A 22,368-nucleotide genomic window follows, 5' to 3' on the forward strand; every position below is an offset into this window, starting at 1 on the left:
TTCAGATCGCCCCCATCCCCAGCAGCAACGCCGGCTCTTCCATCAGCCCCTTGAAGGTGTTGAGGAAGGCGGCTCCGGTGGCGCCGTCCACCACGCGGTGGTCGCAGCTCAGCGTCACCTTCATGGTGTGGCCGGGCACGATGGCGCCGTGGCGTACCACGGGCTTCTCCACGATGCCGCCCACGGCCAGGATGCACGCGTCGGGCGGGTTGATGATGGCGGTGAACTCCTCGATGCCGAACATGCCGAGGTTGGAGATGGTGAAGGTGTTGCCCTCCCAATCCGCAGGTTGCAGCTTCTTCTCCTTCGCCTTCTTCGCCATGTCGCGCACCTCGGCACCGATGGTGCGCAGGGGCTTGCCATCGGCGAAGCGCACCACGGGCACCAGCAGGCCCTCCTCCACCGCCACGGCCACACCGATGTGCACGTGCTCGTTGTAGCGGATGCGATCGCCGAGCCAGCTGCTGTTCACCTTGGGGTGCTGCTTCAGGGCCACGGCGACGGCCTTGATCACCAGGTCGTTGAAGCTGATCTTGTCGGGCGCGATGCTCGCGTTGATCGCCTCGCGGACCTGCATGGCGCGGTCCATGGGGATCTCCAGCGTGAGGTAGAAGTGCGGTGCGCTGAACTTGCTCTCGGCCAGGCGACGCGCGATGGTCTTGCGCATCTGGCTCACGGCCACCTCGGTGAACGATTCGACCTGCGGTGCGGCATAGGCCATGCCACCGCCCGAGTACCCCTCGATGTCGCGCTTGGTCACGCGGCCCTCGGGACCACTGCCCTTCACCCGGCCGATGTCGATGCCCTTCTCCTGGGCCAGACGTTTGGCGAGCGGGCTCGCTGCTTTGCGTCCACTGCCGTTCGCTGAAGTGGAAGGAGCAGGCTTGGGGGCGGCGGGAGCAGGGGAAGCAGGAGCAGGGGAAGCAGCAGCAGGGGCAGCAGCAGGGGCAGGGGCAGGGGCAGCGGTCTTTGCCTCCTGCACCTGCGCCTGCTCCTTCGGAGCGCTACTTGCAGATTCAGCGAGCAGCTTGCTGATGTCCTCCCCTTCCTTGCCGAACACGGCCAGCAGGCTGTCCACCTCGGCGGTCTTGCCCTCCGGCACGCCGATGTGCAGCAGCACACCGTCATGGAAGCTCTCGAACTCCATGGTGGCCTTGTCCGTCTCGATCTCGGCGAGGATGTCCCCGCTCTTCACCTTGTCACCCACCTTCTTGTGCCACTTCGCCACCACGCCCTCGGTCATGGTGTCGCTCAGCTTCGGCATGCGTACGATCTCAGCCATAGTGTCTTGGTGATTAACCGCCACGGCGCAACGCGAAGTCCATGGTGATCGATGATACCCGCTGTTCACTGGCGCGGCGCATTCGTAGCGTTCGTTGCGTCGTTGCGGTCGGATCTCAGTCCTTGATGAACGGATAATCCGGGGTCTTGTACACGTCCTCCCACAGCTCCTTCGCCTCGGGCAGCGGGCTCTCCTCGGCGAACTTCACGGCCTCCTCCACCTCCTTCTTGATCGCCTCGTCCAGCGCTTCCAGTTCGGCCTCGGTGGACCACTTGTTGGAAAGGAGCTTGGCGCGCACGTCCTCGATGGGGTCCTGCTGCTTGTAGGCCTCCACCTCCTCCTTGCTGCGGTACTTCTGCGGGTCGCTCATGCTGTGGCCGCGGTACCGGTAGGTGTTGATCTCCAGCAGGTAGGGTCCGTGGCCCGCGCGGCAATGGGCGCAAGCCTTGGCGATGGCGGCGTGCACGGCCTCGCACTTCATGCCGTCCACCGGCTCGCCGGGCATGTCGTAGCTCTCGCCCAGGCGGTGCAGCTCGTGCACATTGCTGGTGCGCTCCACGCTGGTGCCCATGGCGTACTGGTTGTTCTCGATGATGAACACGACCGGAAGCTTCCAGGTCATGGCCATGTTGAAGGTCTCGTGCAGCATGCCCTGCCGCACGGCGCCATCGCCCATCATGCACAGGGTCACCTGGTCGCCACCGCGGTACTTGTCGGCGAAGGCGATGCCGGCGCCCAAGCCGATCTGCCCGCCCACGATGCCATGGCCGCCGAAGAGGTTGCGCCCCTTGTCGAAGAAGTGCATGCTGCCGCCCTTGCCCTTGCTGGTGCCGGTGGTCCTGCCATAGAGCTCGGCCATCACGCGGTGGGGCGTTTCCCCCAGCACAAGCGGATGGCAGTGGTCGCGGTAGCCGGTGATGATGCGGTCGTCAGTGCCCATGGCGGTGACCATGCCCGCGAGGATGGCCTCCTGGCCGATGTAGAGGTGGCAAAAGCCGCCGAACTTCTGCATGGTGTAGAGCTGCCCGCACTTCTCCTCGAAGCGCCGCATCAGCAGCATGTCCTTGAACCAGCGCTGGTAGGTCTCCTTGCCGTGGCCACCGTCGGCCGGGCGGGCGTTCTTCTTGGCGGGTGGGGCGGTCTTGGTGGGCATGGCGGTGTCGCCCTACGGGCGGGTGCCAAAGATAGCCCCCGCCCCGATGCCCGTCAGCGCTTCAGGAAGCTGCTATCGAAGGAGAGCGGCAGCAGGCTTTCAGCGCTGAAGGTCTCCAGCACGGGGCCGCGCACGATGCCCATCAGCAGCCGCAGGGGTGAACCCTGGCGGTGCTCCTGCTCCAGCAGGGCCTGGCGGCAGATGCCGCAGGGCGTCACCGGGTCGCGGCCCTTCACCTGCGGCACCACGATGGCCATGCACTCCACGGTGCCTTTGGGCAGCACGCTCATGGCGGCATGCAGGGCCGCACGTTCCGCGCAGATGCCCGCCGGGAAGCTGGCGTTCTCCTGGTTGCTGCCGGGTACGATCTCGCCGCTCTCCAGCCGCAGCGCCGCGCCCACCTTGAAGCGGGAGTACCGCGCGTAGGCGTTGGCCGCGGCGCGCTGGGCGAGCTTCAACAGCTCCTGGTCCTCCTTGGGCAGGGCGCTCCACGCGGCGTGGTGCATGTACACGGTGGTCACCTTGCGCGTGCTGGACATGGGCCGGGGAAAGGTGGCCGAAGGTAGGGCCCCGGACCGCTCGGCACACCCCTTCCACCCGCACCGATCCCTAGCTTTGGCGCCCCCGCGATGACGACGCTGCCTGCACTGCTCGAACGCTTCGCGCCCATCACCCTCGCGGAGATGGACGGTGTGAAGCTGCAGGACCGCATGGACACCAAGTACGTGTTCGGTCGTGCCGTGCTGCCGGCCGTGCTAGAGGACATGCGGCCGCACTACCGCCTGCTGGAGGTGGACGGTGTGCGGGGCGGCCACTACCGTTCGCTGTACTTCGACACGCCGGGCCTGCGGGACTACCACGACCACCACAACGGACGCACGCTGCGCCGCAAGGTGCGCTTCCGGGAGTACGTGGGAAGCGGGCTCTGCTTCCTGGAGGTGAAGCGCAAGACCGGGGCGGGCCGCACGGACAAGCGCCGGCTGAAGGTGGAGGCCATCCCCGGCACGCTGGCAGGCGACCAGGCCGCCTTCGTGGCCCATGCCTCACGCAGCACGGAAGCCCTCGTACCGGTGCTGTGGAACCGCTTCGTGCGGCTCACCTTCGTGCACCGCGAGCGCGCCGAGCGCCTCACCATCGACCTGGGCCTGCGCTTCAGCCTGTTCCATGATCCATCGCACGAGGTCGATCTGGACGGCATCGTGGTGGCCGAACTGAAGCAGGGCCGGGCCGATCGCGGTTCGCACTTCGCCCGCGCCATGCGGGCGCGCGGCATCCGCCCCGCCGGCATGAGCAAGTACTGCATCGGGCTGCTTCAGCTGCTCCCCACCCTCAAGTACAACCGGTTCAAGGAGGTGCTGCGCCACCTCGACCGCATCCAGCAGGCCGCCTGACCCCCTTCCACCATGATGACCATGAAGCTCTTCGGCATGCGCGTCTTCCACGAGGACATGTGGGAGCTGCTCTTCAAGTTCACGCTGGACGCGGCGGTGCTCTTCATCCTCATCCGCCTCATCTATTACCCCATCCATCGGAAGAAGGACTACCTGTTCACCTACTTCCTCTTCAACATCCTGATCTTCTTCCTGTGCGTCCTGCTGAACAACGTGAAGCTGAGCATCGGCTTCGCCTTCGGCCTCTTCGCCATCTTCGGCATCCTGCGCTACCGCACCGAGCAGATCAGCATCAAGGACATGACCTACCTGTTCGCGGTGATCAGCCTGGCGGTGATCAACGCGCTGGTGAGCAAGAAGATCAGCCTGGCCGAACTGCTGTTCACCGACGGCATGATCCTGCTGGTGACCTATGCCCTGGAGCACCTGTGGCTCACCCGGCACGAGGCCATGCGCCAGTTGATCTACGACCGGGTGGACCTCATCCGGCCCGGCCAGCGGGACGCCCTGCACACCGACCTGAAGCAGCGGCTGGGCATCACGGTGAGCCGGGTGGAGGTGGGGCGCATCGACCTGCTGCGCGACACGGCCCAGCTGCGTGTGTTCTACTACGACGATGAGCAGGCGCCCGGCTCGTTCACGGAAATGGCGGCCGACGACGGGGACGACTAGTCGGCATGGATGAGCGCCACGGCGTAGGCGCACGCGCCCTCCTCGCGGCCCACGTACCCAAGCTTCTCGTTGGTGGTGGCCTTGATGCCCACGGCCTCCTCCTCCACCCCGAGGATGGGCGCGATCACACGCTTCATGGCCGGGATGTGCGGCTTGATCCGCGGACGCTCCATCACCAGGCTGCAGTCCACGTTGCCCACGCGCCAGCCCTTTTCGCCGATCAGGCGCACCACCTCGCGGAGCAGCCCGGTGCTGTCGGCGCCCTTCCAGCGCGGGTCGGTGTCGGGGAAATGGTGGCCGATGTCGGGCAGGCCGGCGGCGCCCAACAGGGCATCGCAGAGGGCATGCAGCAGCACGTCGGCATCGCTGTGGCCCAGAAGGCCGGTGTGGTGGTCGATGCGCACGCCGCCCAACCACAGGGCCCGCCCTTCGGCCAGCCGGTGCACATCGTACCCGAAGCCGACCCGGAAGCGCATCACTCGGCCTCCTGCTTCTTCTTCTTGCTCTTGTCGAAGTTGAACCCGAGCGTGAAGCGCAGCGTGTTGGCCAGCGGGCTGCGCTGCGTGTTGGCGATCAGGTAGCTCAGGTCGATCGAGAAGATGCTGTAGCGCACGCCGGCGCCCAGCGTGAAGTACTTGCGGTTGCCCTTGGTGTAGTGCTCCCAGAAGTAGCCGGCGCGGAAGGCGAACTGCTTGGCGTACCAGTACTCCAGGCCACCGCCCAGGTTGATCTCGCGGAACTCCTCCTTGGTCTTGCTTCCGCTCACCAGCTGGCCGTTCTGGTCGTACCAGCCCGGCGCATCACCGAAGCTCTGGAACACCCCTTCGGCCACGCCCACGTTGGGGTCCTTGCCGCTGGCGATCACGAACTGGCCGGTGGTGGGGTCCACCACATAGTTGCCGGCGCTGTCCAGCTCGAAGATCGGCGGGGTGGGCACCAGCAGCTTGTTGGCGTCGAAGTGGAAGCTGATGCTGTTGTAGTCGTCGATGTCGTAGGTGAAGCGCGGACCGAGACGGAGGTTGATGGGGATGAAGTCCCGCCGGGCCGTCTCGGAGTACGACATCTTGGCGCCGATGTTGGAGATGTTGAGGCCGAAGGCGAAGGTGCCCGTGTTGTCGCCCAGTTGCAGGTCGGGCTTCTGGTAGTAGAAGGAGACGTCGGCGGCCACCGACTGGCCGGCCTTGGTGTTGGCGTTGTTCACGTTGAGGCCGCCGGTGAGGTTGCTGTTGATGTACCGCACGGCGATGCCGCCGCTGAAGAAGTCGCTGAACTGCTGGGCGAAGGCGATGTCCACGGCGAACTCGGCGGGCTTGAACTCGCGGATGGGGTTGCCGTTCTGGTCGGTGAACTGGATGCTGCCCAGGTCGAAGTAGCGCAACGAGCCCCCGATGGTGCTCTTCTTGTTGCCCAGCCGGCCGTAACCGGCCACGTACGCCAGGCTCATGTCCGGCACCAGGTTGCGGAGCCAGGGGCTGAAACTGATGTGGAACTCCCCATCGTTGGGCGCGAAGGCCAGCTTCGAGGGGTTCCAGTGGATCGAGTTGGCGTCCGGGGAGATGGCCACCCCGGCATCGCCCATGCCGCCCGCCCGGCTGTCCACCGAGATCATCAGGAAGGGCACCGCGGTGGTGATCGTGTTCAGGTCCTGCCCGCAGGGCTGTCCGGTCACCTGGTTGATGCAGTCCGAACTCACCTGTGCGAGGGACAACAGCGGAAGGATGAGCGCGCCGAGGAGGGGACCGGAGCGGCTCAGGGACAAGGAATGACGCATCAGGGTCGGGGTCTGCGGAAAAAGGACGGCAAATATACGCCTCCTCCCCCCTGGATATTGTGTGCCGATCACCTGAGGATCACGAGCTTCTCCAGCTTTTCGGCCTTGTCGCCCTCGGGGGTCATCACGTTGAGGCGGTACACGTACACCCCGCGGCCCAGCTTGTCACCGTAGTCGTCGCGGCCGTCCCAGGCCAGGGGCTCGCTGCGGAAGCCCTCGCAGGCCAGCTGCCGGTTGATCGTCTTCACCAGCCGCCCGGCCACGGTGAACACCTGCACCTGAACGTCCAGGGTGGTGCACGGCCGGTTGTGCTCGAAGAAGAACTGGGTGTTGGTGGTGAAGGGGTTGGGGTAGTTCAGCACGTGCTCCAGGGCCAGTTCGGCACTGGGGGCCACCACGAACTCGGTGCTGGCCTCGGCGGAGTTGTTGAACACGTCCCAGGCCTTCACCCGCAGGGTGTGCCCCCCCTCGGCCAGGTCATCGAAGCGGTAGCGGGCCGAGCCGCTGCGGTAGGTGTCCAGATCGGCCTCGTACTGGTCGTTCAGCACGATGGCCTGGTCGGTGTTCTCGTCCAGCACCGCCACCAGGTCGTGGCCGATGCTGCTGCCCATGGTATTGATCCCATTGGCATCATAGAGCTTCACCAGCAGCAGCGGGTCCTCGTTGGTGATGCCGCCGCGCACGAAGCGGTCGTCGTTCATGAACACCTGGACCGTGGGACCGTCCTCATCCGGGGCGACGTTCGTGGCGGTGCCGCCGACCAGCGCATCGTTCGTGGCACCACAGCCGTTGGTCTCCAGGTTCTCCACATAGCAGCTGATGCGGCCAGGGCCCACCAGGTAGTTGATGTCCTGCGGCACTACGAAGGTGAAGCTGAACAGCCCACCGCTCACCGTGGCCATGCCGCGGTAGATGATGTTCTTGCGCAGGCTGAAGGGGAACGGGGAGCCACCGTCATTGGCCAGCGTCTGCTGCTGCACGCGCTTGTCGAACACCGTGGGGATCACCAGGCCGTTGAGCCCGGTGAGCAGGTTGCCGCCCGCATCCACCACCTCTCCTGTGATCCTCACGGTGGCCAGCGCGTTCATCGTATCAACCGGGTTACCGAGCGTGTCCGTGATGGCGGTGATGCGCACCTCGTGGCGTGGCATGGCCAGCCGCATGCTGGGGTCGCCGAGCAGGGAGAAGTTGCGATGGTTCACCTGCGAGGGCTGGGCGGTGGTGATGTCCACCTTGGTGCGGCGGAACACATCGCCCAGCGCGGCCGGCCGGCCCTGCTCGTCGACACGCTCGAACACGTGGTCGTAGAAGTCCTGGGACAGGGCGTAGTTCTGGTTGCTGTAGGCGATGCGGGTGGTGGTCATCAGCCCGATGCCGCCCCCGTTGGGGTTCAGCAGCACATACTCACCGGCCGAGGTCCGCGCGGGGTCGTCCCACCGGCTGAACTCACAGGTTGCCGTCATGAACAGCGGCAACCGGTCCAGGTTGCTCCAGCCCAGAATGGTGGAGTTGTCCAGAAAACGCTCGTGCGCCCAGCCCACCTCGCCGCCATGGCCCACGTAGTTCACCAGCAGCGCGCCGCGCTGCACGCCGTCACGCAGATCGGCCTGGGCCTCGGGGTAGCGCTCGCCACCGGGTGTGCTCGTCTGCTGGTAGGCGTCCAGGTACACCTTGTTGACGTTGTAGCACGGGAACTCGTTCTCCACGGCGGTGGCCAGGGCATCGCTCTGGCTCATGTGGATGGTGCTTTCAAAGACGTCGCCTTCCTGGTCGTCGCTGGCGAAGAGGAGCCAGGTGCGCCAGTCGTTGATGCCACCATCACTGCCCACGGCGCACTGGGCCTCGGTGCCGTTCATCAGCTGCAGCCTGTCATAGTTCAGGATCTTGGACGCCATCTCCTGGGCCTGGGAGATGGAGCTCACCGGGATGCGGCCCACGCCGATGTCCACCAGATCGCCCTGGTACTCCCCTTCATCATTGTCCAGCAGTCCGAAGTAGTCATCCGAGCAGTAGCTGAGGCTGGCATGCCAGGAATTGGCGGTCTGATAGCTCGGCAGGAAGCTCTGGTTGCTGAGCGCCCGGTTAAGGTTGTTGTAGGAGCCGTCGCCATACAGCAGCAGGTAGCGGGGCATCAACGCGGGGTCCGTTCCCGCCTTGTCGTACAGCATCTTCATGTAGCGCTTGATGGCCGTGGCATCGCGCATGCCGGAGGAGAACTCGTTGTACACCTCCTGCGGGCTCACCAGGACCACGGTGAGGCCTTCGCTGACACGGCGGTCGGCGATCTGCTGCGCCGCGGCCCGGAAGGCGTCGGGCACCACGATCACCAGGTCGGTCGGCAGGGCGGTCGCGTGCAGGTCCTGGTTGGGGACCTTCCCCGCCGGCGTGGGGGTCAGCAGGCCCGTGCTCCGAAAAGCCGCGAACTGGCGCAGGCTGTCGGTGCGCAGCCGGAACAGCTTCTGGGTGCCGTTGTCGGTCACCGGCACCTGCATGACAGCGGCGGGGTCGGTGATGTCCCAGATAGTGAGGGGCCCGGAGGCCTGGTCCAGCACGAAGTCCGTCACCTCGCCCGCCCCCACGCTGGTGAGGTCGCGGAAGAGCATCTGGTTGCCCACCAGCTTGAGGTCCCTGCGCGCGTTCAGCTCCAGGAAGTTCATCCACCCGATGGAGGATGCGGGGTTGTGCTTGATGAAGGTGACCGTGAAGGGCAGGTTATTGCCCGAGGCGTTGAAGCAGAAGGTGTGTCGCGTGGATTTGGCCTGCTCCCCGGTGTAGCCGTTGGGCACGCCCTGCACGGACACGGTGGAGTCCAGGGCGGCGCCGGAGGTCACCCGCCAGCTGCTCGCGTTCCCCGTGCCCACCGTGCGCGACAGCACGTCCATCACCAGGCAGGCCGGGTCCTGCGGGCGGAGGAAGGGCACACCGAAGTTGTACGAGTAGGTCGTGGTGAGGTCATAGACATCTCCATAGAGCTCACGCCCTGACTTGAGCAGGGTCACCGCATCCACCTCGAGGAACTGCCGGTCGTCGAACGAGGTGCTGGTGCGGGTGGCGGGATCAAGCACCTCCGGGAGGGTGCCCACACGCAGGGCGGGTTCCACCCCGATGCCCACGAAGTACGAAGCGGAGTCGGAGAACACATGCTTGGTATGCCGGAAGCGGCCGGTGCCGCCATCCAGGGTCCAACGGTGCGGACCGGTGGCGTAGAAGACGAGGCGGTCGCCGGGGCCGAAGGTGCCATCCCCACCATCCTCCATGACCACCGCGTTGGGCACCAGGTCCGTCCCCGGCAGTTGGTCGTTCTCGAAGGGCAGCATGCCGTGGTGGCGGCCGTACAGGTTCACTTGGTCGCTGGGCACCGTTCCGGCCAGGCCCATGTCCTCCAGCTGCTCATACGTCAGTGCGTACACGCCGTCCTGCGTCAACTGCACGCGATACCATTCGCCCGAGGCCAGTCGGGAGGTGGGCGGATAGCTCTTGGGCTGGACGAGGGGTCCTCCGCCCCGACCTTCCACGATGGACAGGGTGTACGAGGTCAATCGCTCCCATTGTCCGGTACCGCTGTTCTTCCTATAAGGATAGATGTCCACCAGCGCCATGGGCTGCTTGCGCTGGGTCGCCAGGCGGGTCACCACAAGAGGTTGTGTCCACGCCGCATCCAATCCGGGCTGGCCTTCCACCTCCTCCCGGATCATCGGGATGTAGGTGGTGTTGGTGAGGTGGGCGGAAAAGGAGGTCGTGCCGCTCCCCAAGGGGCGCACCTCATGATGGAAGGGGAGGTCCTGCCGGGCCGGGTCCAGGTGCATGGCCCGCGGGGCGGTCGCAGGGGTCCCGCGCTCGGTCACGACCCGCTCGTCGTTCCGGGTGTTCTGCACGCTGCGCGTGGGCTGCGTGGGGGGAACGGCACCCACCGTCGGGTTGGTCCGGCCCGGTGCCGGAGCCGTCCGTGTGGGTCCTGTGGGGACGGACCGTTGAGGGGGGGCGGTCCGCTCCTGTGCGGTGGCGGCCACGCCGGTGAACAGGAGGATGGCGAGGGGGAGGTGCAGGGACCGGATCATGAACAGTGATCAACAGGTTTTCAACAGGAATGACCGAAAGTACTACCTTCGGCCGGTGCGTTGCGGAGCACCCGCTTCAACGGGGCCTGGTCGGGATCATTGCGGACCGGGGCGGGGAACCGCAATGCGATCGGGTACGTATACTTGGCGTTCGCAGCAGAGCTACGGATGATGGGAAGCGTGATCAGGGGCAAGATGCGTCGTGCGGCCATGGTGCTGGCGGGATGCGTGGCATTCATGGGAACAACGCAGGCGCAGGACCCGCAGTTCACCCAGTTCTACGCCAATCCGCTCTACCTCAACCCGGCCTTCGCCGGCACGGCACGCTGCCCGCGGGTGGTGCTCAACTACCGCAATCAGTGGCCGGCCCTCACAGGCACCTTCGTCACCACCAGTGCGAGCTATGATCAACATGTGGATGCCATCCTTGGAGGGCTGGGGGTGCTGGTGACCCATGACCAGGCCGGCAAGGGCACGTTGAACACCACCACGGCCAGCGCGATCTACAGCTATCAGCTGGCCATCAACCGGAAGTTCAGCATGAAGTTCGGGGCCCAGGCCACCTACTTCCAGAAGTCGCTGGACTGGAGCAAGCTCACCTTCGGTGACCAGATCGACCCACGCCGCGGCTTCATTTACACCACCAACGATGTGCCCCGCGGCGGCTCGGTGGGCAATGCCGACTTCTCCGCTGGCGTTCTAGGCTACAGCGACATCTTCTTCGTGGGCATTGCCGTGCATCACCTCAGCGAACCGAACGAATCGCTCATCGTAGGCACTTCGCGCCTGCCGCGCAAGTACACCGCGCATGCCGGTGCGGCCATCCCCATTGGCATGAAGGGCAAGTATGGCGAGGCCAGGACGCGCATCTCCCCGAACATCCTCTTCCAGCAGCAGGCCCAGTTCCGCCAGTTGAACCTGGGCTTGTACGTGGACCACGGCCCCATCACCGCCGGCATCTGGTACCGCACGCGCGACGCCTTCATCGCCTTGATCGGATTCCACACCGAACGCTTCAAGTTCGGGTACAGCTACGACGTCACCACCTCCAAGCTCACCACGGCCACGGCCGGTTCGCACGAGGTCAGCGTCCAGCTCCAGTTCAACTGCAAGCCCAAGAAACGCCGCTTCCGCGTGGTCGCCTGCCCCACGTTCTGAGCTGCGCCACCAACACACCCCTGCACCATGGACCGCGTTTGGAAGACCGCCCTCCTGGCCGCCCCCGTCGCCCTCCTCTCCTCGTGCCAGTTCGAGAAGAGCGGTGCCACCGGCTGGAACTACAACGACTCCAAGAACGGAGGCTTTGAGAAGGCCCCCTTCGAGGACCAGGAGAACGGCCCGGGCCTCATCCTCGTCGAGGGTGGCCAGTTCACCATGGGCCGCGTCACCGATGACCTGCTCCATGAGTGGAACCATATCCCCCGCACCGTCACCGTCTCGTCCTTCTATATGGACGAGGTGGAGGTGACCAACTTCTACTGGCTGGAGTACCTCTACTGGTTGGAGCGGGTGTTCGCCGCGGACTACCCCGAGATCTACAAGAAGGCCCTGCCCGACACCCTGGTGTGGCGCAGCAAACTGGCCTTCAATGAGCCCTACACCGAGTACTACCTGCGCCACCCCGCCTACCGCGACTACCCCGTGGTGGGCGTCAACTGGCTGCAGGCCAACGACTATTGCGCCTGGCGGACGGACCGCGTGAACGAGATCATCCTCATCCGCGAGGGCCTCTTCGAGCACTACCCCAATCAGATCAACGAGGACCACTTCACCACCGACGCCTACCTCGCCGGTCAGTACGAGAGCGGCAAGAAGGTGGACGGGGTGCAGGACTTCAACCCCAACCGCGACACGCGCAACATCCGCATGGAGGACGGCATCCTGCTGCCCCGCTACCGCCTGCCGACCGAGGCCGAGTGGGAGTTCGCCGCCTTCGGACTGGTGGGCAACACGGTGGACGAGCGGATCATCGAGCGCCGCATCTATCCGTGGAACGGCCACTGGGTGCGCTACGACAGCCGCAAGAAGGGCGGCGCGTTCTACGGCGATTTCCGCGGCAACTTCATGCGCGGCAAAGGCGACTACATGGGCGTGGCCGGCAGCCTGAACGACAACGCCGACATCACCGCACCGGTGTTCAGCTACTGGCCCAACGACTACGGCCTCTACAACATGGCCGGCAACGTCAGCGAGTGGGTGATGGACGTGTACCGTCCGCTGAGCCCCGAGGACAAGGACGACTTCCGCCCCTTCCGCGGCAGCGTGTTCAAGACCAAGGTGCTCAACAGCGACGGTGCCGTGCAGGACAAGCACGACCTGGTGGTGTACGATGTGGACGGCATCAAGTACTTCCTCACCGAGTTCCAGAAGGAGATGCAGCGCAAGGCCACTCCGGAGGAGGCCAAGCTCATCGACGACCTCCTGGCCGCCATCGACCAGGCCATCGAGTTCAACAATACCCGCAAGAGCGATGCAGCGATGCAGCGCGTGCAGGACATGGTGGACATGATCAAGGGTCAGGACCTGGAGATCAGCCCCAAGCTGCTGAGCGGCATCAGCGACTACCAGGCCGACCAGCCCGGCGACATCCGCATGCGCAACGTCACCGTGGAGGAGAACATCGACCGTCGCAACTACCGCCAGAGCGACAACATCGATTACCGCGACGGCGACATCGAGAGCAGCATCTACTACGAGAACCCCGACTTCGAGGGCAACGCCATGTATGACTGGGGCAAGACCACTCTGGTGAACGATCGCGCCCGGGTGTTCAAGGGCGCCAGCTGGGCCGATCGCATCTACTGGGCCGGCCCATCCACACGCCGCTTCCTGGATGAACGCCAGAGCACGGCCACCATCGGATTCCGCTGCGCCATGACCCGTGTGGGCAGCCCCGTGGGCCTTGGCGAGGACAAGCGCCGCAAGAACATCAAGCGCTGAGGAGCCGCACCGCTACCTTGGGACCCCGGCCAACAGCCGGGGTCCTTCGTTTCCATGACCTCCATCGCCCAGCTCCACGAGGCCTTTCTGCGCTGCACCGGTGTGTGCACGGACACGCGCGCGCTGGCACCCGGCAGCCTTTTCGTGGCCCTCAGGGGACCCAGCTTCAAGGCCAACGCCTTCGCCGCGCAGGCCCTCGCCGGAGGCTGCCGCCACGCCATGGTGGATGACCCGGCCGTCGCCCTGGACGACCGTTACCTGCTGGTGCCCGACGCGCTGAAGGCCCTGCAACAGCTCGCCCTTCACCATCGTCGCCGCTTCGCCATCCCCGTGGTGGCCATCACCGGCACCAACGGCAAGACCACCACCAAGGAGCTGGTGCATGCGGTGCTGGCTGCGGACCGGCCCACCCTGGCCACCAGCGGCAACCTGAACAACCACATCGGCGTGCCGCTCACGCTGTTGCGCCTCACGGCCGAACACCGCATCGCCATCATCGAGATGGGCGCCAACCATGTGGGTGACATCGCCGAACTGATGGCCCTTGCCGAGCCCACCCACGGGCTCATCACCAACATCGGCCGTGCCCACCTGGAAGGCTTCGGCAGCTACGAGGGAGTGGTGAAGGCGAAGACCGAGCTGTTCGATTTCCTGCGCGGTCATGGCGGAACCCTGTTCGTGCACGCCGACGACCCACTGCTGATGACGAAGAGCGAAGGCCTCGCGCGCGTCACCTACGGCACTGGCCCGAACTGCGACACGCGCGGCCGGGCCGTACCCGGCGACGGTCCGTTCCTGGAACTGGTCTTCACCGGCCGGGAGGGATCGGAGCAACGGGTGCGCACACGGCTCATCGGCGGCTACAACGCGCCCAACGCGCTCGCGGCCGCATGCATCGGTCAGCACTTCGGCGTGCAGGATGCAACGATCGCGCAGGCCCTGGCGGACTACACGCCGGCCAACAACCGCAGTCAGTTCACCGACACGGGCCGCAACCAGTTGGTCCTGGACGCTTACAACGCCAACCCCAGCAGCATGAAGGCGGCGCTGGAGAACTTCGCCGCCCTGCCCGGCGCACGCCCCAAGCTGGCCATCCTGGGGGGCATGAAGGAACTGGGGGCCGACAGCCGCACGGAGCATGAGGCGGTGATCGCCCTGGTCCGCAGGCTCGGCCTGGACGCCGTGTACGTCGGGCCTGAGTTCACGGAGCTGGCAGCTCCAGGCAGCACAGCGTACACGGACGTCAACGCCGCACTGGACGCGTTCCGGCGGAACCCGGTGGAGGGAGGACTGATCCTTGTGAAGGGTTCCCGCGGAACGAAGCTCGAGGCGCTGGTTCCGGCGCTCTAGCCCACCACGCTCCTTCCGATCACGATGCGCTGCACCTCGCTGGTGCCCTCATAGATCTGCGTGATCTTGGCGTCGCGCATCAGGCGCTCCACGTGGTACTCCTTGACGTACCCGTAGCCGCCGTGCACCTGCACCGCCTCCACCGTGGTGCGCATGGCCACCTCGCTGGCGAAGAGCTTGGCCATGCTGCCGGCCAGGTCGTAGTTGCCGTGGGTGTCCTTCAACCAGGCGGCCTTCAGGCACAGCAGGCGGGCGGCCTCGATCTCGGTGGCCATGTCGGCCAGCTTGAAGGCGATGGCCTGGTGCTGATGGATGGGCTTGCCGAAGGCGCTGCGCTCCTTGCTGTAGGCCAGCGCCAGTTCATAGGCCCCGCTGGCGATGCCGAGGGCCTGAGCGGCGATGCCGATACGGCCGCCGCTCAGCGTCTTCATGGCGAACTTGAAGCCGAAGCCGTCCTCACCGATGCGATTGGCCTTGGGCACCTTCACGTCCTGGAACATCAGCGTGTGCGTGTCGCTGCCCCGGATGCCCAGCTTGTCCTCCTTGGCGCCCACCGTGAAGCCGGGCATGCCCTTCTCCACGATGAGGCAGTTGATGCCCTTGTGTCCCTTGGCCACATCGGTCTGGGCCATCACCAGATAGGTGCTGGCGCTGCCGCCGTTGGTGATCCAGTTCTTGGTTCCGTTGAGCAGGTAGTGATCGCCCATGTCCACGGCGGTGGTGCGCTGGCTGGTGGCGTCGCTGCCGGCCTCGGGCTCGCTGAGGCAGAAGGCCCCGATCTTCTCGCCCTTGGCCAGGGGCACCAGGTACTTGCGCTTCTGCTCCTCGTTGCCGAAGGTCTCCAGTCCCCAGCACACCAGGCTGTTGTTCACGCTCATCACCACTGAGCAGCTGGCGTCCACCTTGCTGATCTCCTCCATGGCCAGCACATAGCTCACGGTGTCCATGCCGCCGCCCCCGTACTCGGGGCTCACCATCATCCCCAGGAAGCCCAGTTCACCCAGCTGCCGGATCTCGTCCGCCGGGAAGCGCTGCTCGCGATCGCGCTCGATCACCCCCGGCTTCAGCACGTTCTGGGCGAAGTCGCGCGCGGCGGCCTGCACGGCGAGTTGTTCCTCGGTGAGCTCGAAGTTCATCGCGGTTCCTGAGAGCACGTCCATGGCTGGGTGGGTATGGCCGCTGGTGCGGGGGCGCAAAGGTAGCGGATACCTTTGCCGGCATGGTGGGCGATGCCGGTCGGCCGGCCCGGGTGATCGGCGTGATGTCCGGCAGTTCGTTGGACGGCCTTGACCTGGCCCTGTGCAGCTTCGAGCGGAGCGACGACGGATGGCATGGCCGCATCGAGCAGGCCCGTACCGTACCCTTCCCCCCCGCCCTGCTCGCACGGTTGCGTGGGGCGATGGACGCCACCGCCCTGGAGGCCGCCCGCCTGCACCGCGACCTGGGCGACCACATCGGCGAGGCCTGCCGTTCGCTGGCGGCCGGAGGCCCGGTGGACCTTGTATGCTCCCACGGCCACACGTTGTTCCACCGTCCGGAGGAGGGCCTCACCGCCGCCTTGGGCTGCGGCGCGCGGATCGCCGTGCGATCGGGCATGGCCACGGTGTGCGACCTGCGCACCACCGATGTGGCGCTGGGTGGCCAGGGTGCACCGCTGGTGCCGTTGGCGGAACGGCTGCTCTTCCCCGGTCAGGAGGCCTTCCTGAACCTGGGCGGCATCGCCAACCTGGCCGTGCACCGTGCCGGCACCACCGGCTACGACATCGGGCCCTGCAATCAGGCCTTGGACCACCTGGCCCGGCAGGCCGGCAAGCCATACGACGCGGACGGTGCCCTGGCCGGGGAGGGCACGGTGAAGGACGACCTGCTCGCCGCCCTGGAGGCCCTGCCCTTCTACCGTCAGCCACCGCCGCGCTCGCTGGGTCGCGAGTGGTTCGAGGCGGAGATGCGGCCGCTGATCGACGAGCCCGGGATCCCGCTCCGCGACCGCCTGCGCACGGTGAGCGAGCATGTGGCCCGCCGCATCGCTGCGGAGCTGGACCGCCACGCGGTGCGCAGGGTGTTGATCACCGGCGGTGGAGCGCACAACACGCACCTGCTCGAGCGGGTGGGCGACCAGTGTAAAGCGGAGCTGCGGGTGCCCGAGGCCCTGCTGGTGGACTTCAAGGAGGCCTACCTGTTCGCCCTGCTGGGCCTGCTGCGCTGGCGGGGCGAGGTGAACGCGCTGGCCTCTGTGACCGGTGCGGCGCGGGACAGCGCGGGTGGTGCGGTGTACCTGCCCTGAGCGGTGGGCCGCCCGCTATCAACAACCAGGGTTGGAAGAGCGGCGGCCGGGCTCCGGTCGATGGAAATGGTGCCGGTTACCTTTGGCCGCGCCGCACCCCGGCGGCCCCGCCCTGATGAAGGAGACCCTGCGGCAGTTCGAGCAACGCGCGCCCGAGATCGTGTTCGAGTGGAACGATGCGCCCACCGGTGCGCGGGGCTGGGTGGTGATCAACAGCCTGCGGGGCGGCGCAGCAGGCGGTGGCACGCGCATGCGCAAGGGGCTCGACCGCCGCGAGGTGGAGAGCCTGGCCAAGACCATGGAGGTGAAGTTCACCGTGAGCGGTCCGGCCATCGGCGGGGCCAAGAGCGGTATCGACTTCGACCCGGCCGACCCGCGCAAGCCACAAGTGCTGGAGCGCTGGTATCGCGCCGTGATGCCCTTGCTGAAGAGCTACTACGGCACCGGCGGCGACCTCAACGTGGACGAGCTGCACGAGGTGATCCCCATCACCGAGCGCTTCGGCCTGGCGCATCCGCAGGAGGGCGTGGTGAACGGCACCAACCCGGGCGATACCGGCCGCAAGGTGCGGGTGATCGGCCAGCTGCGCACGGGCGTCAGCAAGGTGGTGGAGGACCCGGCGTTCACCCCGGAGGTGGGGCGTTATGCCGTGGCGGACATGATCACCGGCTGGGGCGTGGCCGAGAGCGTGCGCCACTTCTACGGCATCTACGGCGGCGACCTTCAGGGCAAGCGGGTGGTGGTGCAGGGCTGGGGCAATGTGGCCTCGGCCGCAGCCTACTACCTGAGCCGCGACGGCGCGCGCATCGTGGGCATCATCGACCGCAACGGCGGTCTGGTGGAGCCCGAAGGCCTGAGCCCGGCCCGCGTGCGCGAGCTCTTCCTGCGGAAGGACGGCAACGCCCTGCGCAACGACGGGCTGCTCACCCACGCCGAGGCCGACGCCCGCATCTGGTCCTGCGGCGCGGAGGTCTTCCTGCCGTGCGCCGCAAGCCGGCTGGTGACGCGCGCGCAGGTGGACGCCCTGTGTGACGCAGGCCTGGAGGTGATCGCCAGCGGAGCCAACGTGCCCTTCGCCGACCCCGAGATCTTCTACGGCCCCATCGCCGAGCATGCCGACGAACGGGTGAGCGTGATCCCCGACTTCATCGCCAACTGTGGCATGGCACGGGTGTTCGCCTACTGCATGATGGACGGCGCGCAGCTCACCGACCAGGCCATCTTCGGCGACGTCAGCGAACGCATCGCCGAAGCCTTGCAGCGCACCCACGCCCATCATCCCGGCCGCACGCACCTCACCCGCACGGCCTTCGCCATCGCCCTCGAACAGCTCACCTGAACACTACGCGGCGATCGCCGCGCGTTGTCCTAAACACCCTGAACCGCATGCCGATCGAGTTCTTCGCCCAGATCCAGGACGCCACCGACGCGGCCCGCCAGGTGCTGGAGCAGACCGCCACCACGCCCGTGGCGCCCCAGGAGACCACCTTGTCCGTATGGGAACTGATCGTCAACGGCGGCTGGTACATCATGGGGCCGCTGGCCCTGATGTCGCTCGCGGCCTTCTACATCATCATCGAGCGCAGCCTGGCCATCAGGCGGGCGCTGCGCGATGAGAAGGACTTCATGGCCAAGATCCGCGACTACATCCACGAAGGCAAGATCGACAGCGCGCGCAACCTGTGCCAGACCACCAACACGCCCGTGGCGCGCATGCTGGAGAAGGGCATCAACCGCATCGGCAAGCCGATGAAGGACATCGAGGTGAGCATCGAGAACCAGGGCAAGCTGGAGGTCTATCAGCTCGAGAGCGGCCTGCCCATCCTGGCCACCGTGTCCGGTGCGGCACCGATGCTGGGCTTCCTGGGCACCGTGGTGGGCATGGTCGTCACCTTCCACACCATGGAAGTGAGCGGCGCCGGCGTGGAGCTGAGCCAGCTGAGCGGCGGCATGATGCAGGCCATGATCACCACGGTGGCCGGCCTGGTGATCGGCATCCCGGCGTACATCGGTTACAACCTCCTCGTGGCCCGCGTGAACAAGGTGGTGCAGAAGATGGAATCGCGCACCATCGAGTTCATGGAGGTGCTCGAATCACCGGCCAAGTAAGCCTGCACCGTGGCGCTCCGCTCCAGCAACAAGATCGACGCAGGCTTCAGCCTGAGCAGCATGACCGACCTGGTCTTCCTGCTGCTCATCTTCTTCGTGATCATCAGCACCATGGTGAGCCCCACCACCCTGCCGGTGGACCTGCCCATCAGCGCCAATAAGACCAAGGAGAAGCCCCAGGTGGGCGTGCGCATCGATGCCGACCAGCACTTCAGCGTCAACAACGAGCTCATCGATCCGCTCGACCTGGAAGGTGTACTGAAGGACCGGATGGCGGCCGTGCAGGGCGAGAAGAACCTGGTGATCCACGTGGACCAGAGCGTGCCGGCGGGCGTCACCGTGGGGGTGATGGAGATCGCCAAGCGCAACCAGTGGAAGGTGATCCTGGCCACGCGGCCCAAGTGAACCATGGCCATCCGCAGCACGCATAAGATCGACGCGGGCTTCAGCCTCAGCAGCATGACCGACCTGGTCTTCCTGCTGCTCATCTTCTTCGTGATCGTGAGCACGATGGTGAGCCCCTTCGCCCTGCCGGTGGATCTGCCCAAGGGTCGGACCAAGCCCTCGAAGGATCAGCCCAAGGTGGCCCTGCGCCTGGAGAGCGCGGACAAGGCCCTGCTGAACGGACAACCTGTGGACCCGGCCGGGCTGGAGCCCGCACTGATCGCCGAGATGGCCCGCCACACGGCCCAGGACGCCATCGTGCTGCGCGTGGCCCAGGAGGTCCCCACCGGTGTGATGGTGAACGTGCTCGACATCGCCAAGCGCAACAAGTGGCGCATCGTGCTCGCTGGAGCACCCACCCCGGCCGCACCATCGGAAACACCGGCCGCACCCGGCACGCCATGACCACCGCGGCCCTCCACGATCAGCGGCGCGACCGCACCACCGGCGTCATCGCCACCGTGGTGCTGCACGCCCTGCTGCTGCTGCTCTTCCTCTTCGTGGGCCTCACCGAGTACGATCCCCCGCTTCCGGAGGAGACCGTGGAGGTGGCCATGGCCGACTTCGGCACCGACCTCGCGGGAAGCGGCAACGTGGAGACCCCCGACCCCGGCGACCAGAGCCAGAGCGCGGCATCCGCCAACAGCGAGGACCAGCCCGAGGAGGTGGCCACCGACGAGGCCAGCGACGTGGAGGTGAACAAGCCCAGGGACAAACCCAGGGAGAAGCCCAAGGACACCCCGAAACCCACCAAGCCCAAGGAACCCACCATCAGCACCGGCCTGCAGAACGCGCTGAACCAATGGGGCAACACCGGCGGCGGCGGCCAGAGCGGCGAAGGCAGCTCCGACCAGAGCGGCAACGAGGGCGTGCCCAGCGGGGTGCCCGACGGGCTGGGCACCTTCCATGGCAACGGCTGGGACATCCGCCTGGGCGGCCGCGGACTGGCGCGGGGACCAAAGATCACCGACAAGCCGAGCGAAGGCGGCAAGGTGGTGCTGAACATCTTCGTGGACCGCACCGGCAAGGTGACGCGCGTGACCCAGAACCTGGACAAGAGCACCACCACGAGCCAGACCCTGTTCAACATCGCCCGCAAGGCCGCCATGGCCTGTGCCTTCACCCCGAAGCCCGATGCGGCGGCCGAACAGAAGGGCGAGATGACCTTCGTGTTCATCCTCGAATAAGGGAGGCATGACCTACCCCGAGACCCTGGCCTACCTGCAGGCCCGCCTGCCCATGTTCCACCGCGTGGGCAAGGCCGCCTACAAGGCCGACCTGGGCACCACCGAAGCGCTCATGGAAGCCCTGGGCCATCCGGAGCGCGGGCTGCGCTGCGTGCATGTGGCCGGCACCAATGGCAAGGGCAGCACCAGCCACATGCTGGCGAGCATCCTGCAGCACGCCGGCCTGCGCACCGGGCTCACCACCAGCCCGCACCTCACCGACTTCCGCGAGCGGGTGCGCGTCAACGGTGCCATGATCCCGCAGGAGGATGTGGTCCGCTTCGTGGCGGATCATCGCACGATCTTCGAACCGCTCGCGCCAAGCTTCTTCGAGTGGAGCATCGCGCTGGCGTTCGACCACTTCCGCCAGGAGCAGGTGGACATCGCCGTGGTGGAGACCGGCCTGGGCGGCCGATTGGACAGCACCAACGTGATCACCCCCGAGGTGGCCGTGATCACCACCATCGGCTGGGACCACGCGGACCTGCTGGGCGGCACGCTGGAGGCGATCGCCACAGAGAAGGCAGGGATCATGAAGTCCGGCATCCCCGTGGTGATCGGTGAGGCCGAAGGGCCCATCGACGCGCTGCTCCGCGCACAGGCCGGTGCGGTGGGTGCCCCCCTCATCCGCGTGGACCATCAACGGCCCCTGCCGATCCGCCCCGACCTCGCAGGCCCGCACCAGGAGCGCAATGCCCGCACCGTGCTCACGGTGGTGGACCTGTTGCGCGAACGCGGCTGGCCCATCTCCGGGGAGGCCGTGACGCACGGGCTCTCCTCCGTGGTGACCACCACTGGCCTGCGGGGCCGTTGGCAGGTGCTCAGGCGGGACCCTTTGGTGGTGGCGGACGTGGCGCACAATGCCGACGGGCTGGCCGTGGTGCGCAGCATGCTCGACCGGACCCCGCACCGGGGTCTGCACGTGGTGCTGGGCATGGTGAACGACAAGGACCTCGGTCCGGCGTTACGGCAGCTCCCCCCTGGCGCGCGCTACCACTTCTGCAAGGCCGACATCCCCCGCGGGCTGGACGCGGCCGTGCTGGCGGAGGCGGCCGCAGGGTTCGGTCTCCACGGCCAGGTCCATGCCTCGGTGCGCCATGCCTTCGAGGCCGCCCATGCGGCCGCCGCACCGGACGACCTGGTCCTGGTCACCGGCAGTGTATTCGTGGTGGCCGAGGTGTTGTGAACGGTGGAGCGCCGCGCGGAGCCCACTGGACCCACCGATCAGCCCGGGAACAAGAAACCCCGCCGAGGCGGGGTTTTCGTGGGACCTACTGGATTCGAACCAGTGACCTCATGCGTGTGAAGCATGCGCTCTGAACCAGCTGAGCTAAGGTCCCGTTGGGGGCGCGAAAGTAAAAAAGAACGTCGTCGGTGGAAGCAGCCGGATTCGAACCAGCGACCCTCTGCTTGTAAGGCAGATGCTCTTAACCAGCTGAGCTATGCTTCCAGGAAAGAACGCGGTCGCATCGAACCTCCGGTCTGCGACCCTCCCGCCATGAAGGGCGGGATGCGCTGAACCAGTGGAGCGGGCGCGAAGGTAGGCGGCTGCTCCGGATCGACCGGCCCGTCGCCCACCGCACCGATCCCGGCAGGACCTCCCCGCGTTCAAGGCGCTTTGTTGAGAAGTTCATGGTCATGATGGAACATTATGAGCACGACCGGGGAAGATCCAGCCCTGTGTGAAC

The 22,368-nt window shown here is 66.3% G+C and carries 18 protein-coding genes, 2 tRNA genes and 1 pseudogene; 12 read left to right on the forward strand and 9 right to left on the reverse strand.

Annotated elements, in window-relative coordinates; genetic code table 11:
* Position 1: 1 nt before the first annotated feature.
* The 3 genes from IPM49_07720 to IPM49_07730 all read right to left on the reverse strand — a co-directional run bounded on the left by IPM49_07720 (position 2) and on the right by IPM49_07730 (position 2,974).
* Complete coding sequence (locus IPM49_07720) at positions 2–1,282, reverse strand: pyruvate dehydrogenase complex dihydrolipoamide acetyltransferase (protein MBK9274413.1); 1,281 nt, start codon at positions 1,280–1,282, stop codon at positions 2–4.
* Between the two features lie 115 nt (positions 1,283–1,397).
* Positions 1,398–2,435, reverse strand: a complete 1,038-nt coding sequence (gene pdhA / locus IPM49_07725) for a pyruvate dehydrogenase (acetyl-transferring) E1 component subunit alpha (GenBank protein ID MBK9274414.1) — start codon at positions 2,433–2,435, stop codon at positions 1,398–1,400.
* Positions 2,436–2,488: 53 nt separating this feature from the next.
* Positions 2,489–2,974 (reverse strand): cytidine deaminase, encoded by a 486-nt coding sequence (locus tag IPM49_07730; GenBank protein ID MBK9274415.1) that lies wholly within the window; start codon positions 2,972–2,974, stop codon positions 2,489–2,491.
* Positions 2,975–3,064: 90 nt separating this feature from the next.
* Here IPM49_07730 and IPM49_07735 point away from each other — a divergent pair, with 90 nt between their 5' ends.
* Positions 3,065–3,826 carry a polyphosphate polymerase domain-containing protein gene (locus tag IPM49_07735; GenBank protein MBK9274416.1) on the forward strand — a complete coding sequence of 254 codons (762 nt, stop codon included), beginning with the start codon at positions 3,065–3,067 and terminating at the stop codon, positions 3,824–3,826.
* A 12-nt stretch (positions 3,827–3,838) separates the two neighbouring features.
* Complete coding sequence (locus IPM49_07740; protein ID MBK9274417.1) at positions 3,839–4,498, forward strand: DUF4956 domain-containing protein; 660 nt, start codon at positions 3,839–3,841, stop codon at positions 4,496–4,498.
* Here the strand turns inward: IPM49_07740 and IPM49_07745 are convergent.
* From IPM49_07745 to porU, 3 genes are all read right to left on the reverse strand, one after another.
* Entirely contained in the window at positions 4,495–4,974 is a 480-nt protein-coding gene (locus IPM49_07745) for a 2-C-methyl-D-erythritol 2,4-cyclodiphosphate synthase (protein ID MBK9274418.1), read from the reverse strand. The genes IPM49_07740 and IPM49_07745 overlap by 4 nt on opposite strands.
* Positions 4,974–6,269 carry a type IX secretion system outer membrane channel protein PorV gene (porV, locus tag IPM49_07750; protein ID MBK9274419.1) on the reverse strand — a complete coding sequence of 432 codons (1,296 nt, stop codon included), beginning with the start codon at positions 6,267–6,269 and terminating at the stop codon, positions 4,974–4,976. Before porV ends, IPM49_07745 begins: the two co-directional genes overlap by 1 nt.
* Positions 6,270–6,337: 68 nt before the next feature.
* Positions 6,338–10,327 carry a type IX secretion system sortase PorU gene (porU, locus tag IPM49_07755; protein MBK9274420.1) on the reverse strand — a complete coding sequence of 1,330 codons (3,990 nt, stop codon included), beginning with the start codon at positions 10,325–10,327 and terminating at the stop codon, positions 6,338–6,340.
* A 171-nt stretch (positions 10,328–10,498) separates the two neighbouring features.
* On the opposite strand from porU, the gene IPM49_07760 reads away from it, so the two are divergent.
* The 3 genes and pseudogenes from IPM49_07760 (at position 10,499) to IPM49_07770 (ending at position 14,617) form a co-directional block, all read left to right on the forward strand.
* A complete protein-coding gene (locus IPM49_07760) occupies positions 10,499–11,485 on the forward strand; it encodes a type IX secretion system membrane protein PorP/SprF (protein MBK9274421.1) in 987 nt (328 codons plus the stop codon).
* A gap of 27 nt (positions 11,486–11,512) precedes the next feature.
* Positions 11,513–12,634 (forward strand): annotated as a pseudogene (locus tag IPM49_07765) (SUMF1/EgtB/PvdO family nonheme iron enzyme).
* A 687-nt stretch (positions 12,635–13,321) separates the two neighbouring features.
* Positions 13,322–14,617 carry a UDP-N-acetylmuramoyl-tripeptide--D-alanyl-D-alanine ligase gene (locus tag IPM49_07770; protein ID MBK9274422.1) on the forward strand — a complete coding sequence of 432 codons (1,296 nt, stop codon included), beginning with the start codon at positions 13,322–13,324 and terminating at the stop codon, positions 14,615–14,617.
* Here IPM49_07770 and IPM49_07775 read toward each other — a convergent pair.
* Positions 14,614–15,753: an acyl-CoA dehydrogenase gene (locus IPM49_07775; GenBank protein MBK9274423.1), complete on the reverse strand. Its 1,140-nt coding sequence runs from the start codon at positions 15,751–15,753 to the stop codon at positions 14,614–14,616. The genes IPM49_07770 and IPM49_07775 overlap by 4 nt on opposite strands.
* An 83-nt stretch (positions 15,754–15,836) precedes the next feature.
* Between IPM49_07775 and IPM49_07780 the strand changes: the two genes are divergently transcribed.
* The 7 genes from IPM49_07780 to IPM49_07810 all read left to right on the forward strand — a co-directional run bounded on the left by IPM49_07780 (position 15,837) and on the right by IPM49_07810 (position 21,866).
* Entirely contained in the window at positions 15,837–16,901 is a 1,065-nt protein-coding gene (locus IPM49_07780; protein ID MBK9274424.1) for an anhydro-N-acetylmuramic acid kinase, read from the forward strand.
* 115 nt (positions 16,902–17,016) lie between these two features.
* Positions 17,017–18,240 carry an amino acid dehydrogenase gene (locus IPM49_07785; protein ID MBK9274425.1) on the forward strand — a complete coding sequence of 408 codons (1,224 nt, stop codon included), beginning with the start codon at positions 17,017–17,019 and terminating at the stop codon, positions 18,238–18,240.
* A gap of 47 nt (positions 18,241–18,287) precedes the next feature.
* Positions 18,288–19,010 carry a MotA/TolQ/ExbB proton channel family protein gene (locus IPM49_07790; GenBank protein MBK9274426.1) on the forward strand — a complete coding sequence of 241 codons (723 nt, stop codon included), beginning with the start codon at positions 18,288–18,290 and terminating at the stop codon, positions 19,008–19,010.
* 9 nt (positions 19,011–19,019) lie between these two features.
* Positions 19,020–19,415: a biopolymer transporter ExbD gene (locus IPM49_07795; protein MBK9274427.1), complete on the forward strand. Its 396-nt coding sequence runs from the start codon at positions 19,020–19,022 to the stop codon at positions 19,413–19,415.
* A 3-nt stretch (positions 19,416–19,418) separates the two neighbouring features.
* On the forward strand, positions 19,419–19,859 hold the full coding sequence (locus tag IPM49_07800; protein ID MBK9274428.1) for a biopolymer transporter ExbD: 441 nt from the start codon (positions 19,419–19,421) through the stop codon (positions 19,857–19,859).
* Positions 19,856–20,641: a hypothetical protein gene (locus IPM49_07805; protein MBK9274429.1), complete on the forward strand. Its 786-nt coding sequence runs from the start codon at positions 19,856–19,858 to the stop codon at positions 20,639–20,641. The genes IPM49_07800 and IPM49_07805 overlap by 4 nt, the downstream gene beginning before the upstream one ends.
* 7 nt (positions 20,642–20,648) lie before the next feature.
* Positions 20,649–21,866 (forward strand): bifunctional folylpolyglutamate synthase/dihydrofolate synthase, encoded by a 1,218-nt coding sequence (locus IPM49_07810; GenBank protein ID MBK9274430.1) that lies wholly within the window; start codon positions 20,649–20,651, stop codon positions 21,864–21,866.
* Positions 21,867–21,945: 79 nt separating this feature from the next.
* Here IPM49_07810 and IPM49_07815 read toward each other — a convergent pair.
* Positions 21,946–22,020 (reverse strand) — tRNA-Val (locus IPM49_07815).
* 35 nt (positions 22,021–22,055) lie between these two features.
* Positions 22,056–22,130, reverse strand: a tRNA-Val gene (locus tag IPM49_07820).
* Between the last annotated feature and the right edge of the window lie 238 nt (positions 22,131–22,368).

Source organism: Flavobacteriales bacterium (assembly GCA_016715895.1).
GTDB lineage: Bacteria > Bacteroidota > Bacteroidia > Flavobacteriales_F > PHOS-HE28 > PHOS-HE28.

Coding starts and splice junctions, on each gene's coding strand:
- IPM49_07780 (MBK9274424.1), top strand. CDS start 15,837: ATGGTGGGCGATGCCGGTCGGCCGGCCCGGGTGATCGGCGTGATGTCC.
- IPM49_07745 (MBK9274418.1), bottom strand. CDS start 4,974: ATGCGCTTCCGGGTCGGCTTCGGGTACGATGTGCACCGGCTGGCCGAA.
- IPM49_07800 (MBK9274428.1), top strand. CDS start 19,419: ATGGCCATCCGCAGCACGCATAAGATCGACGCGGGCTTCAGCCTCAGC.
- IPM49_07730 (MBK9274415.1), bottom strand. CDS start 2,974: ATGTCCAGCACGCGCAAGGTGACCACCGTGTACATGCACCACGCCGCG.
- IPM49_07720 (MBK9274413.1), bottom strand. CDS start 1,282: ATGGCTGAGATCGTACGCATGCCGAAGCTGAGCGACACCATGACCGAG.
- IPM49_07770 (MBK9274422.1), top strand. CDS start 13,322: ATGACCTCCATCGCCCAGCTCCACGAGGCCTTTCTGCGCTGCACCGGT.
- IPM49_07785 (MBK9274425.1), top strand. CDS start 17,017: ATGAAGGAGACCCTGCGGCAGTTCGAGCAACGCGCGCCCGAGATCGTG.
- IPM49_07810 (MBK9274430.1), top strand. CDS start 20,649: ATGACCTACCCCGAGACCCTGGCCTACCTGCAGGCCCGCCTGCCCATG.
- IPM49_07805 (MBK9274429.1), top strand. CDS start 19,856: ATGACCACCGCGGCCCTCCACGATCAGCGGCGCGACCGCACCACCGGC.
- IPM49_07790 (MBK9274426.1), top strand. CDS start 18,288: ATGCCGATCGAGTTCTTCGCCCAGATCCAGGACGCCACCGACGCGGCC.
- porV (MBK9274419.1), bottom strand. CDS start 6,269: ATGCGTCATTCCTTGTCCCTGAGCCGCTCCGGTCCCCTCCTCGGCGCG.
- IPM49_07775 (MBK9274423.1), bottom strand. CDS start 15,753: ATGAACTTCGAGCTCACCGAGGAACAACTCGCCGTGCAGGCCGCCGCG.
- IPM49_07760 (MBK9274421.1), top strand. CDS start 10,499: ATGGGAAGCGTGATCAGGGGCAAGATGCGTCGTGCGGCCATGGTGCTG.
- pdhA (MBK9274414.1), bottom strand. CDS start 2,435: ATGCCCACCAAGACCGCCCCACCCGCCAAGAAGAACGCCCGCCCGGCC.
- porU (MBK9274420.1), bottom strand. CDS start 10,327: ATGATCCGGTCCCTGCACCTCCCCCTCGCCATCCTCCTGTTCACCGGC.
- IPM49_07735 (MBK9274416.1), top strand. CDS start 3,065: ATGACGACGCTGCCTGCACTGCTCGAACGCTTCGCGCCCATCACCCTC.
- IPM49_07740 (MBK9274417.1), top strand. CDS start 3,839: ATGATGACCATGAAGCTCTTCGGCATGCGCGTCTTCCACGAGGACATG.